This is a genomic window from Streptomyces sp. NPDC047049, assembly GCF_040643995.1.
Classification (GTDB): Bacteria; Actinomycetota; Actinomycetes; order Streptomycetales; family Streptomycetaceae; genus Streptomyces; species Streptomyces mooreae.
Window position 1 is genome coordinate 565051 of record NZ_JBEYVM010000002.1, and the last position, 12875, is coordinate 577925.

The following is a 12875-nucleotide window of genomic DNA, read 5'->3' on the forward strand; positions in this document are numbered from 1 at the left end:
CGCCCTACGGCTACGACCGTGCGTCCGCCGCCTGCTGCCCCCGGGCCCCGTCGTCGAACAGCGTCGCCGTGCGGTCGGCCGTCGCCTTCGCCCACCGGCCCGTGGTCAGGGCCCCGAGCAGCAGCACGGCCGCACCGCAGCCGGCGATGATCCACCACGCCGGGCGGCCGGCCGCGACGAAGGCGTCCGCGGAGGCGGCGGCGTGAGCCCCGCCCGCCAGTACGGCGCCGATCACCGCGACGCCGAGCGACTGCCCGACCTGCCTGCTGGTGGAGGCGACGGCGGCGGCCACCCCTGCCTGGGCACGCGGCATACCGGACACCGCGGTGTTGGTGATCGGGGCGTTGACCAGGCCGAATCCGATGCCGAACAGGACATAGCCGGTGAACAGCAACGCATTCGTGGCCTGGGCGTCGAAGGCCGCGAAGAGCAGCCCGCTCGCCCCCATCGCCGTACCGGCGAGGAGCAGCGAGAGCCGGGGCCCCCGGTTGCCGACCAGCCGCCCCGATACCGGGGCGAAGATCAGCGTCATCCCGGCCATGGGGAGCATGTAGAGACCGGCGTCCAAAGCGGACAGACCGCGGATGTTCTGCAGGTACAGCGTGTTGATGAAGAGGAAGCCGGCGAGCGCGGCGAAGGCGCACACCGCCACGACCATGGCTCCGCTGAACGGCACGCTGTGGAAGAACCGCAGGTCGATGAGGGGTTCACTGCGGCGCCGCTCGTAGGCGACCAGACCGGCCAGGGACACCAGCGCCACCAGGACGAACACCAGGATCTCGGGGGACGTCCAGCCGGCATCCGGGGCCTCGATGATCGCGTACGTCAGCGAGCCGAGCAGCGCGATCACCAGCAGCTGGCCGACCGGGTCGACGCGGCGCGGCTGGGGAGCGCGGGATTCCGGGACGTAGCGCAGGGTCAGGAAGAACGCCAGCGCCCCGATCGGGACGTTGATCCAGAAGATCGAGCGCCAGCCGACGCTCTGCACCAGCAGCCCGCCGATCACCGGCCCGGCCGCCATGCTGATGCCGACGACCCCGCCCCACACCCCGATCGCGCGGGCCCGCTCCCGCGGGTCGGTGAAGGTGTTGGTGATGATCGACATGGCGACCGGGTTGAGCATCGAGCCGCCGACCGCCTGCACCATCCGGAAGACCACCAGCCACTCCAGCCCCGGCGCCAGGCTGCACAGCAGCGAACCGACCGCGAAGACCACCAGCCCCACCAGGAAGATCCGGCGCCGGCCGAGCCGGTCGGCGGTGGAACCGGCCAGCATCAGCAGCGCCGCCAGGACCAGCGTGTAGGCGTCGATCGTCCACTGCATACCGGCGACCGAGGCGTGCAGCTCGTGCTGAATGGACGGCAGGGCGACATTGAGGATGGTGTTGTCGAGGCTGACGATCAGCAGGCTCATGCAGCAGATCGCCAGCACCAGGAGACGCCGTCGGCGGCTGAGATCAGGCATGGTTGAACGCTACAACGATCGCGGATGCCCGGTCCCGGCAGGGCCGCTCCCGCGGTGCGGGACAATGGGAGATCGCGGTGGCCGGACCGCCCGTACGGCCGCGGCCCGACCGTCCCGCCGAAGGAAGCCGAAGGTATCGCCGTCATGACTCTGCTGCAGATCGGTCCGCATGCGGTGCAGCCGCCCGTGGTGCTCGCGCCCATGGCCGGGATCACCAATGCCCCGTTCCGGACGCTGTGCCGGGAGTTCAGCGGCGGCAAGGGCCTGTTCGTCAGCGAGATGATCACGACGCGGGCGCTGGTCGAGCGCAACGAGAAGACCATGCAGCTGATCCACTTCGACGAGACCGAGAAGCCGCGCTCGATCCAGCTGTACGGCGTCGACCCGGACACCGTCGGCAAGGCCGCCCGCATGATCGCGGAAGAGGACCTTGCCGATCACATCGACCTGAACTTCGGCTGCCCGGTCCCGAAGGTGACCCGTAAGGGCGGCGGCTCGGCGCTGCCGTACAAGCGGAACCTGCTGCGCTCGATCCTGCGCGAGGCGGTGGCGAACGCGGGGGCCCTGCCGGTCACGATGAAGATGCGCAAGGGCATCGACGACGACCACATCACCTACCTCGACGCGGGGCGGATCGCCGCCGAGGAGGGCATCACGGCGATCGCCCTGCACGGGCGGACCGCGGCCCAGCACTACGGCGGCACCGCCGACTGGGACGCCATCGCGCGCCTCAAGGAGCACGTCCCGGAGATCCCGGTGCTCGGCAACGGCGACATCTGGTCGGCCGACGACGCCCAGCGGATGATGCGGGAGACCGGCTGCGACGGGGTGGTCGTGGGGCGCGGGTGCCTGGGGCGGCCGTGGCTGTTCGGCGATCTGGTCGCCGCCTTCGAGGGCACGGGTACCGGGGGCGACGCCTCCGAGGGGTACGCGCAGCCCACCCTCAAGGAGGTCGCGGCGGTGATGCTGCGGCACGCCACCCTGCTCGGCGAGTGGATCGGCGACGAGACCCGCGGAGTGATCGACTTCCGTAAGCATGTCGCCTGGTACACCAAGGGCTTCTCGATCGGCTCCGAGATGCGCCGCGGTCTCGCGGTGACCTCCTCCCTCGACGAGCTGGACGCGCTGCTGTCGGAGCTGGACCTGGACCAGCCGTGGCCGGTGGGCGCAGACGGCCCGCGCGGCCGCACCTCCGGCCGCAACCGGGTCGTCCTGCCGGACGGCTGGCTGGACGACCCCTACGACTGCGCGGGCGTGGACGCCGACGCGGAGCTGGACACGTCGGGCGGCTGACGCCGGACCCTGGTGAACGGAGCCCGGTACCTCCCCCGTACGGCGGAGGTGCCGGGCTCACTTTCGTGCGGAAGGCCGAGGCGCCCCCACTGGCGTGCGGTGCACCCTTGCCGAAGGTACGCACGGGGTACTGACCGGCTCCTCACCGGCCGGGGCTTGACCCTGACGTTACGTCAGGCAGCAGCCTGAGGTGCGGCGCGCCCGTGGCCGCCCGGAGGAATCGGTGACCCTCTGCCGGGCCCGTACGGGGGACGGGCCCGGCAGAGCGTCGGCGCGGCTCCCCCGTACCGGACAGAGGGCCACGCGGAGGCACCCGGGGCGGCGTGCGGGGCGTGTCGGCGGGCGGGCGACCACCACCCGCCGCTACCGTTTGAGGCCATACCGGCACTGGGTGTCATGGGCCGGGCGCATGCGGGCGCCGGGCCATACGGACCGGGCGGAAGCCGAGGGGGCTGTTGTGGTGAGCGGGCACCGGTCCCTCGCGGACACGGAGAAGGCGGTCCAGGCCAGACTCGGCGACACCCCCGTCCCCGTCTGTCACGAGCGGATGGCCGCGGTCGCGAGCATCTATCGCGCCGCGGCCGCCGTACGGCAGCACTTCGAGAACTCCGTATTGCGCGACGCCGAGCTGACCTGGACCGCCTTCGTCGTGCTGTGGGTGGTCTGGATCCGGGGTGAGCGGGAGACCCGGCGGGTCGCCGAGGACGCGGGCATCTCCAAGGGCACGCTCACCGGCGTCGCCCGCACGCTCCAGGGCCGCGGCTTGCTGGAGCGCAGGACCCATCCGGCCGACGGGCGGCTCGCCCTGCTGTCCCTGACCCCCGAGGGCGAGCGGCTGATGATCAGGGTCTTCCCGGAGTTTCACACCGAGGAAGCCTTTGTCACCGAGCCCCTGAGCGATGACGAGGCGCTGGATCTGGCGGATCTGCTGGGCCGGATCGTGCTGCAGGTCGAGACCCGGGGCGCGGACCGGCGTCTGGAGCTGCTGGACGGCCAGGACCCCCGGCCACGACGGAGCGGACGCCGGGCCAAGGGGTAGGGCGGGAGAGGGAAGAGGGGAAGAGAGGCGGTCGGCAACCAGGGATCGAAAACTTGGCCCGATGGCGATGCCCGGATCCGCCGGCCGCAGGCGACCGGGGGCGCGTCCCGGTGGATGTCTTCCTTGGACAGGTCGTGGAGCGAGACACTGAAGTGGGTCCAAATGATGGGACCGGGTCACACATGAGCGCGTGATTCTCGCCACCCCTGATAGGGGTTGCGCTCAGATGAGCACCCCGGGCGGGGCTCCACCTCTCCAATGGTGGCACCGGGTGCCATGCGTCATGCGTTCGAGTTATTACGCCATTCGTTGCTCCGAGTAGCACATCAACGCTATTTCGACTACGTAGCGGAGTGGTGCATTCAGGTAATGAAGCTACGTCCAAATGCATGATCACTTTCGATCCAGTGGCGGACGGCTGGTTACGCACGCATGTCGACCAAGTGGACGTACCCATGCGCCTTCGATCTGGGTATGTTCCTCGCCGTCAGGGCAGCCCGTCGGCGAGGAGTCAGTGCCGTGCCGGAAACGCAAGATCCCCACGTAACCCAGCCTTCGTCCGTGAAGTTCGTCTACGACTTCACCGAGGGCAACAAGGAGCTCAAGGACCTCCTCGGCGGCAAGGGTGCGAACCTCGCCGAGATGACCAACCTGGGACTTCCGGTCCCTCCCGGCTTCACGATCACCACTGAAGCCTGCAAGGTCTACCTCGAGAGCGGCACCGAGCCCGCGGCACTGCGTGCCGAGGTCTCCGAGCACCTGGACGCCCTTGAGCAGCAGATGGGCAAGAAGCTCGGCCAGGCCGACGACCCGCTGCTCGTATCGGTCCGTTCCGGGGCGAAGTTCTCCATGCCCGGCATGATGGACACCGTCCTCAACATCGGCCTCTCCGATGCATCGGTTTCCGGCCTCGCCGCGCAGGCCGGTGACGAGCGGTTCGCGTGGGACTCCTACCGCCGCCTGATCCAGATGTTCGGCAAGACCGTGCTGGGCGTGGACGGCGAGCTCTTCGAGGAGGCGCTGGAGGAGGCCAAGCAGGCCAAGGGCGTCCGCGTCGACATCGAGCTCGACGCCGCCGACCTCAAGAGCCTGGTCGCGCACTTCAAGGACATCGTGTCCAAGGAGACCGGCCGGGACTTCCCGCAGGAGCCCCGCGAGCAGATGGACCTCGCGGTGCGCGCGGTCTTCGACTCGTGGAACACCGACCGCGCCAAGCTCTACCGCCGCCAGGAGCGCATCCCCGGCGACCTCGGCACCGCGGTCAACGTCTGCTCCATGGTCTTCGGCAACCTCGGCCCGGACTCCGGCACCGGCGTCGCCTTCACCCGCGACCCCGCCAGCGGCCACCAGGGCGTCTACGGCGACTACCTGCAGAACGCGCAGGGCGAGGACGTCGTCGCCGGTATCCGCAACACCGTGCCGCTCGCCGACCTCGAGAACATCGACAAGGCGTCGTACGACGAGCTGATGCAGATCATGGAGACGCTCGAAACGCACTACAAGGACCTGTGCGACATCGAGTTCACCATCGAGCGCGGCAAGCTGTGGATGCTGCAGACCCGGGTCGGCAAGCGCACCGCCGGTGCCGCCTTCCGGATCGCCACCCAGCTCGTCGACCAGGGCCTGATCGACGAGGCCGAGGCCCTGCAGCGGGTCAACGGCGCGCAGCTGGCGCAGCTGATGTTCCCCCGCTTCGACCTGGGCGCGAAGTCCGAGACGATCGGCCGCGGCATCGCCGCCTCTCCGGGCGCGGCGGTCGGCAAGGCCGTCTTCGACTCGTACACCGCCGTCAAGTGGTCGCGCTCCGGCGAGAAGGTCATCCTGATCCGCCGCGAGACCAACCCCGACGACCTCAACGGCATGATCGCCGCCGAGGGCATCCTCACCTCCCGCGGCGGCAAGACCTCGCACGCCGCCGTCGTCGCCCGCGGCATGGGCAAGACCTGTGTCTGCGGCGCCGAGGAGCTGGAGGTCGACACCAAGGCCCGCCGGATGACGACCCAGGAGGGGACCGTCATCGAGGAGGGTGACGTCGTCTCCATCGACGGCTCCACCGGCAAGGTCTACGCCGGTGAGGTGCCGGTCGTGCCGTCCCCGGTCGTGGAGTACTTCGAGGGCCGGATGCACGCCGGGGCCGAGGACGCTGACGAGCTGGTCAAGGCCGTCCACCGGATCATGGCCTACGCGGACCGGGTACGCCGGCTGCGCGTACGGGCCAACGCCGACAACGCCGAGGACGCCGCCCGTGCCCGCCGGTTCGGCGCCCAGGGCATCGGCCTGTGCCGCACCGAGCACATGTTCCTCGGTGAGCGCCGCGAGATGGTCGAGCGCCTGATCCTGGCCGACACCGAGACCGACCGGGACGCCGCGCTCAGCCAGCTGCTGCCGCTCCAGAGGGCCGACTTCATCGAGTTGTTCGAGTCGATGGACGGACTGCCGGTGACGGTCCGGCTGCTGGACCCGCCGCTGCACGAGTTCCTGCCCGACATCACCGAGCTGTCGGTCCGGGTCGCGCTCGCCGAGGCCCGCAAGGACGCCAACGAGAACGACCTGCGGCTGCTGCAGGCGGTGCACAAGCTGCACGAGCAGAACCCGATGCTGGGCCTGCGCGGTGTGCGCCTCGGCCTGGTCATCCCCGGTCTGTTCGCGATGCAGGTGCGTGCCATCGCCGAGGCGGCCGCCGAGCGCAAGAACGCCAAGGGCGACCCGCGTGCGGAGATCATGATTCCGCTGGTGGGCACCGTCCAGGAGCTGGAGATCGTCCGGGAGGAGGCCGAGCAGGTCATCGCCGAGGTCGAGAAGGCTCATGGCGTCAGCCTCAAGCTCACCCTCGGCACGATGATCGAGCTGCCCCGCGCCGCCCTCACGGCCGGACAGATCGCCGAGTCGGCCGACTTCTTCTCCTTCGGTACGAACGACCTCACGCAGACGGTCTGGGGCTTCAGCCGCGACGACGTCGAGGCCAGCTTCTTCACCGCGTACCTGGAGAAGGGCATCTTCGGCGTCAGCCCGTTCGAGACCATCGACAAGGACGGCGTGGGCTCCCTGGTCCGCAACGCCGCCGCGGCCGGCCGGGCCACCCGCCCGGACCTCAAGCTCGGCGTCTGCGGCGAGCACGGCGGTGACCCGGAGTCCGTCCACTTCTTCCACGAGGCCGGACTGGACTACGTCTCCTGCTCCCCGTTCCGCATCCCGGTCGCACGGCTGGAGGCGGGCCGCGCGGCCGCGGAGTCCAAGGGCAGCGACAGCCGCTGACCGCGCCGGGGGCGGTGAGTACCACTGCCCCCGCCGGTCACCGCGGGCGCCGGGTGCGCCCGCGGTGGCGTGAAAGACCCACCGGAGCCCGGCAGTACGGGCACCAACCCTCAGCCGCCCGGCTGTCGGCTCCGGCACCCCAAGAGGGCGGCACCTGTGCGGAGGTGCCGCCCTCGGTCTTTGGTCCCGGACGCCCGTTTGCGGGGCCCCGGTGTCGCTGCGGTGCGGCGAGGCAACGCCCCGGCACCGGCGGGAAGTTGAAGGACGGCCGGAGGGCAGTCGCAGGCCGGTCGCAGGCCGGTCGGAAGGTCCCGTTGGTTAGATCACAGAAAAACCTGCGGCAAAGAGGGCAACTGCCGGGTATTGCCCCGTTTTACCCGCTGAGGGTGAGGGTGGGAGCACTCCCGCCAAGTAATTTTTTCCTTGCCCTTAGGCCTTATATCGGTCATAAGATCCCAGGCATCCCGCACGCCTGAGCGCTCTGCCCACGCGGCGGATTCCCTTCTCTTGACCAGGAAAAGGTCTCCAGTGAACCTTCGCCGTACCCTCGCGACCGCAGCCGTTGCCGCTGTGACCGCGCCTGCGGTCCTGCTCTCCGCGAGCACCGCCTTCGCCGACACCAAGGCCCCGGCGCAGACGCAGCAGAAGCCGACCTACGCGGAACTGAAGAAGGCCGCCGACGACGCGAAGAAGGCGTACGAGGACGCGGTTGCCGCCGAGAAGGCCGGCCGCGAGAAGATCAACGCCACCATGGCCGCCCTGGATCAGGACTCCCACCCGCTCAAGGCGGCCTTCCTCGCCGCGGACAAGGCGGCCAAGGCCGCCGCCGCCGGCAAGACCGCCGCCGACAAGGCCGTCGAGGACGCCAGGGCCGCGCTGGACGAGGCCACGGACGAGGACGGGAAGGCCAAGGCGCAGGAGGCACTGAGCGCCGCCGAGGCGCAGGCCAGGACTGCCGCCGAGGCCAAGACGAACGCGGACGCCAAGCGCAAGGCGGCCAGGGACGCATGGGACGACGCCAAGGTCGCGGCGTTCCGGGAGTGGAACAAGGTCCTGACCGCCTCGGCCGAGGCCCGCAAGGCCAAGGACGCGGCCGAGCAGGCGCTCGCCGCTGCCGCCGAGTGCGTACGCGTGCCGGGCCTGACCGTCCTCGCGAACCGCCTGCCCGCGAAGGTGGTCGCCGGGACCACGGTCGACTTCTCGTTCACCGTGGCCAACGCCACCGACCGCACGCTGGACGTGGACCCGCTGGTCTTCTTCCGCTTGACCGCCAGGCACCAGGAACAGCACTTCATGAAGGTGCAGTGGGCCGACGGTTCCGGCTGGAAGGAGCTGGACTCCACGAAGGGCGGCTCCCACATTGCCTCCGTCAAGGGCATGAAGCCCGGCGCCCGCACCGAGGTGAAGATGCGGATGACGCTCGAAAAGGAGGCCCCGGCCCTCGATGCCTTCGCTCTGTTCGCGGGTGACGCCGCTGATGCGTACCACCCGTGTGTTCTCGGCCCCATGAAGCGCTACGACTTCAAGGTGCTGCCGGCCGGCAGCAAGCCCGGCACGGTCGGCGACGCGAAGCCCGGCAAGGTCGAGGAGAAGGACCGCCCGAAGCCGGAGTCGAAGCCGGCCGCGCAGACCGGTTCCCCGGCTTCCGCCGGCTCCACCGCCTCCGCCCAGCCGGCGTCGGCAGTCACCGGCGGCACTCTCGCCTCGACCGGTGCGTCGCCCGCCGTGCCGCGGTTCGCCCTCGTCGGCGGCGGCGCCGTGCTGCTCGGCACCGGCGCGGTCTTCGCCGTACGCCGTCACCGCGGGGCCCGGGGCACCAACTGATCCAGGGCAGCAACTGCCCCGGGTGTCGTCAACTGGCCCCGGGCAGCACCTGATCCCGGGCGCCGGCTGACCCCAGGCGCCGAAGAGGGCCCGCATCCGAGTGCTGGACGCGGGCCCGTGCGACTTCTGCCCGTGTGGCATCTTCGCAGGTCAGAATGGCGAGGGCGGCACCTGTGCGGAGGTGCCGCCCTCGCTCTTTCCGGACTCCCCCCTCGGGAGCTGCCGTCACCCCGGTCGGCGCGGGGTGCGGCCTTCAGCGGGGCTGGCGAGCGGCCGGGTGGTTGCCCATCACCCCCCACGGGATCGAGCAATCCGGTCCGTTCGCACCGCCGCTGAATTGAGTACAAGCTTTCCTCCACCGGGCCCGGTGGCGCGACCACTTTCAAGTCTGGCCAAAAGGGCATGGTGACCGCACGTGTTGGCGTGCATACTCAGGCGTGCCGGGGGCCGACTGAGGAAACCAGAGGTGGGGGTTTCGGTGTTACGCGTCCATTTCAGTGGACTCGATCTGGCCCGTGTGCGCATTGCGGCACGCCCGGACGCACTGTGGGAGACCGTCTTAAGCTTTCACCGGCTGCGCGACCGACGGGACGATTCGGCGTTCGGCAAATGGCGATCGGAAACGCGCGGAAGGTTGAATGGCGAAGCGCGACTGCTGGCGCCGCTCGTGCCCACCCGCGGGTATTTTCCCGATTTCCTGACGCCCGCCGAAGGGCTCCTCGGCATGACCGACGCGCTCGCCGCGCTGCGCGAGACGCCGTCCGCCCGGCTGCACGAGGAGCTGTCCCGGCTCTCCGCGGCCACCCGCCCGTTCCCGTCGTGGATACGGGCGATGGCCGAGGGCGACACCCGCGCCCTCGGCCGGCTCGCCGGGATCCTCCGGCGCTATTACGAGGCGGCCGTCGCCCCGTACTGGCCGCGCGTCCAGTGCCGTATCGAGGCCGACCGGGCCGCCCGCGGCAGGGCGCTGCTCGACGGCGGCGCGGACCGGCTGCTGGCCTCGCTCCCGCCGATGATGCGCTGGCGCCCGCCCGTGTTGGAGGCCGACTATCCGGTGGACCGCGATCTCCACCTCGGCGGCCGGGGGCTGTTGCTGCTGCCGTCGTACTTCTGCCGCCGCACCCCGGTCACCTTCCACAACACGGATCTGACGCCCGTGCTGGTCTACCCCGTGGAACACCCGGTGCCGCGGATCACCCCGCCGGTACCGCCGGAACGTTCCCTCGGCCGGCTCGTCGGCCAGACCCGCTCCGCGATACTCCAGGGCGTCGGCGTCGGCTGCACCACCAGCGAACTCGCCCGGCGCGCCGATGTCTCGCTGGCCTCCGCCAGCCAGCATGCGACGGTGCTCCGCGATGCCGGCCTGCTGGTCACCCTGCGGCAGGGCAACGCGGTGCTGCACACCCTCACCCCGCTGGGCGCGGCCCTGCTGCGCGGTGCGCGTCCGGCGGAAGCGGCGGCGTACGAACGGCTGGGGTGAGCGGCGCCGGGCACACCTGCGGGCGCGTGCGGGACGCCGTGGCGCGCGACGGGTGCGCCATGCCGCCTGCCGGGGACGTCGTGCCGCGTGCCCGGAACGCCGCGCCGTGCGTCCGGCGCCTCCTGCCGCAGCCGGAGCCCGGCTTGCGGCAGGTCCGGCTCCGGCTGCCGCAGGTCCGGCTCCGCCTGCCGCCCCTCAGGCACGTCCTGACGGGCGGCGCAGATACCGGGCCCGCGGTCAGTAGGGGCGGTCGCCCGCGATGGCGACCCGCTCCGCGACCCGGCGGTGCGTTCCGTAGTCGTTCACCGCGTAGTGCTGGGTGGCACGGTTGTCCCAGAACGCGAGGTCCCCCGCCTGCCAGCGCCACCGCACCTGAAACTCCGGCACCTGCGCCTGCTGGAACAACACGCGCAACAGCCGGTCGCTCTCCGCCTCCTCCAGGCCCACGATCCGGGTGGTGAAGGAGGCGTTGACGAACAGCATCCGCCGCCCGGTCTCCGGGTGCCGGCGCACCACCGGATGCTCGACCGGAGGGAATTGCTCCTGAAATGGTGCCAGTTGAACGCTGGAGTAGAAGCGCGCGAAACCCGGGAGATAGTCGTGCACCGCCCGCGCCCCATTGACCCGTGCGCGGATTTCCGGAGGCAAATTGTCGTATGCCGCGGCCATATCGGCCCACAGGGTGTCCCCGCCCGCGGGCGGCACCTCCCGCAGTTGCAACACCGCGCCCAGCGCCGGGCGTTCGCGGAACGTGACATCCGTGTGCCATACGTTCTCGAACGTCAAGGCCCCGCCTGCCGCCTTGTCGAACCGCACCACATCCCTCGAATCGCCCCACGCCAGCAACGGGTTGGACTCCAGCTCACCCCAATTGCGCGCGAATTCGCGCTGCGCCGCGGAGCTCAGATGCTGCCCGCGGAAGAACAGCACCTTCCACTCCAGCAACGCCCGGTTCAGCTCCGCGCGCAGGCCGGCGGACAGCGGCCGGGACAGGTCCAGCCCACGGATTTCGGCCCCGATGGTGGCCGCCTGCGGCACGACCTCGAAGCGCTCGTACGGCCGGTCCTCCCAGTCTTCGGGGGTGCGGCGCAGGACGCGGTGCCCTTCGTAGAGGCCGTCGGCGGGGATGCGGTGGGGGCGCAGGACGGGGGTGGGCACGGGGGCGGGGGAAGCCGCGGAATCGGCGAACGTCGTCAACTGATCCTCCTGATCGGGAGAAGGGGAGGCGGGTGGGTGGGAGGAAGGGAGAGCGGGAGGCGGGAGCCATGTGCCTGGCGGCCGGGGGATGGGTGTGCGGCCACGGCGGCCGCGGTCGTCGGGCGGACCACCGCCCGCCGCACGTCAGGGCAGGAACCCGTCAGTGCAGGTGGCCGTCAGCCCGTGAACCCGTCAGCCCGTGAACCCGTAGCCCGTGAACCGGTCAGCGTGTGAACCCGCCAGGGCATGACGCCGGCGACGCCTGAAGCTGCCGGTGCGGGAAGCCGCCACCGCGGGAAGCCGTCAGGCCGTACAGGAACAACCGGCCGGGGGAGATCCCACCCGGCCGCGGCGGCGCAGAAAGCTCAGGCCGCGGGGCGCGCACTCGCCGTGGGGGCCGCTCTCGCGCGGGGCCACCTCACGGACGGTCGGGTGCGTGCTCATGCCAGGCACCGTACCCCCTCCTGGCGGGCGGGCTCAATGCCTCAGTCGTCGATCCCGCTGCGCTCCACCCCCGCCACGATGTACCGCTGGAGCAGCAGGAAGACCACCACCAGCGGGGCGATCGAGACCGCCGCGGCCACGAACAGCTCATGCAGATTGAGGTTCTGCGCGGTGGTGAACGTCGACAGCGCCACCTGTACCGTCCAGGCCTCCTGGTCCTGTCCGATCACCAGCGGCCACAGGAACGCGTTCCAGGCACCGATGAAGACGATGGTGGCGACGGCGGCGAAGACCGGCCGGGCGTTGGGCACCACGATGCGCCAGTACGTCCGCCAGTAGCCGAGCCCGTCGACCCGTGCCGCGTCCTCCAGCTCCTTGGGGAAGCCCAGGAAGTACTGCCGGAAGATGAAGCAGGCGAACGCGCTGAACAGCGTCGGAATGACCAGGCCCCGCAGGGTGGAGATCCAGCCGAGCGACGACACCAGCACGAAGCTCGGCACGAACGTCACGGCCGCCGGGACCATCAGCGTCCCCAGGATCGCGTAGAAGACCACAGGGGCGTGCCGGTAGGGGATGCGGGCCAGGCCGTATCCCGCGAGCGAGGCCAGCAGGACCGTACCGAGGGTCGTCGAGACCGCGATCAGCGTGGAGTTGAGCAGCGCCCGGCCCAGGGGGAGGCCCGGATCCCGGAAGACCTCGGTGAGATGCGACCACTGCAGCTCGTGCGGGAAGAACGTCCAGTCAGGGGACGTGATCTCCCGCTCGGTGGCCAGCCCGTTCCGCACCAGCAGGTAGAAGGGGACGAGGAACAGCAGCGCGAGGGCGATCACGGTGACGACCCGCAGCGCGCGCCCGGCTCTGGTCAGCGCGTCATGCAT

The 12875-nt window shown here is 70.6% G+C and carries 8 protein-coding genes; 5 read left to right on the forward strand and 3 right to left on the reverse strand.

The window, feature by feature from the left end; all coding sequences use genetic code 11:
* Positions 1 to 10 precede the first annotated feature (10 nt).
* Positions 11 to 1465, reverse strand: coding sequence for a DHA2 family efflux MFS transporter permease subunit (locus tag ABZ851_RS06565; RefSeq protein ID WP_361122979.1), 1455 nt, complete (start codon positions 1463 to 1465; stop codon positions 11 to 13).
* A 144-nt stretch (positions 1466 to 1609) separates the two neighbouring features.
* On the opposite strand from ABZ851_RS06565, the gene dusB reads away from it, so the two are divergent.
* From dusB to ABZ851_RS06590, 5 genes are all read left to right on the forward strand, one after another.
* Positions 1610 to 2758 carry a tRNA dihydrouridine synthase DusB gene (gene dusB / locus ABZ851_RS06570; RefSeq protein ID WP_361122982.1) on the forward strand — a complete coding sequence of 383 codons (1149 nt, stop codon included), beginning with the start codon at positions 1610 to 1612 and terminating at the stop codon, positions 2756 to 2758.
* A 460-nt stretch (positions 2759 to 3218) separates the two neighbouring features.
* Positions 3219 to 3797, forward strand: a complete 579-nt coding sequence (locus ABZ851_RS06575; RefSeq protein ID WP_361122985.1) for a MarR family winged helix-turn-helix transcriptional regulator — start codon at positions 3219 to 3221, stop codon at positions 3795 to 3797.
* Positions 3798 to 4271: 474 nt separating this feature from the next.
* A complete protein-coding gene (ppdK, locus tag ABZ851_RS06580) occupies positions 4272 to 7052 on the forward strand; it encodes a pyruvate, phosphate dikinase (protein WP_311625193.1) in 2781 nt (926 codons plus the stop codon).
* Positions 7053 to 7580: 528 nt separating this feature from the next.
* Positions 7581 to 8876: a hypothetical protein gene (locus tag ABZ851_RS06585; protein ID WP_361122987.1), complete on the forward strand. Its 1296-nt coding sequence runs from the start codon at positions 7581 to 7583 to the stop codon at positions 8874 to 8876.
* 634 nt (positions 8877 to 9510) lie between these two features.
* Positions 9511 to 10356 carry a winged helix-turn-helix domain-containing protein gene (locus ABZ851_RS06590; protein WP_361122990.1) on the forward strand — a complete coding sequence of 282 codons (846 nt, stop codon included), beginning with the start codon at positions 9511 to 9513 and terminating at the stop codon, positions 10354 to 10356.
* A gap of 237 nt (positions 10357 to 10593) precedes the next feature.
* Here ABZ851_RS06590 and ABZ851_RS06595 read toward each other — a convergent pair whose 3' ends face one another.
* Together ABZ851_RS06595 and ABZ851_RS06600 are read right to left on the reverse strand one after the other, a co-directional pair.
* A complete protein-coding gene (locus ABZ851_RS06595) occupies positions 10594 to 11553 on the reverse strand; it encodes a TauD/TfdA family dioxygenase (RefSeq protein WP_361122994.1) in 960 nt (319 codons plus the stop codon).
* Between the two features lie 485 nt (positions 11554 to 12038).
* A complete protein-coding gene (locus tag ABZ851_RS06600) occupies positions 12039 to 12875 on the reverse strand; it encodes a carbohydrate ABC transporter permease (RefSeq protein WP_361122997.1) in 837 nt (278 codons plus the stop codon).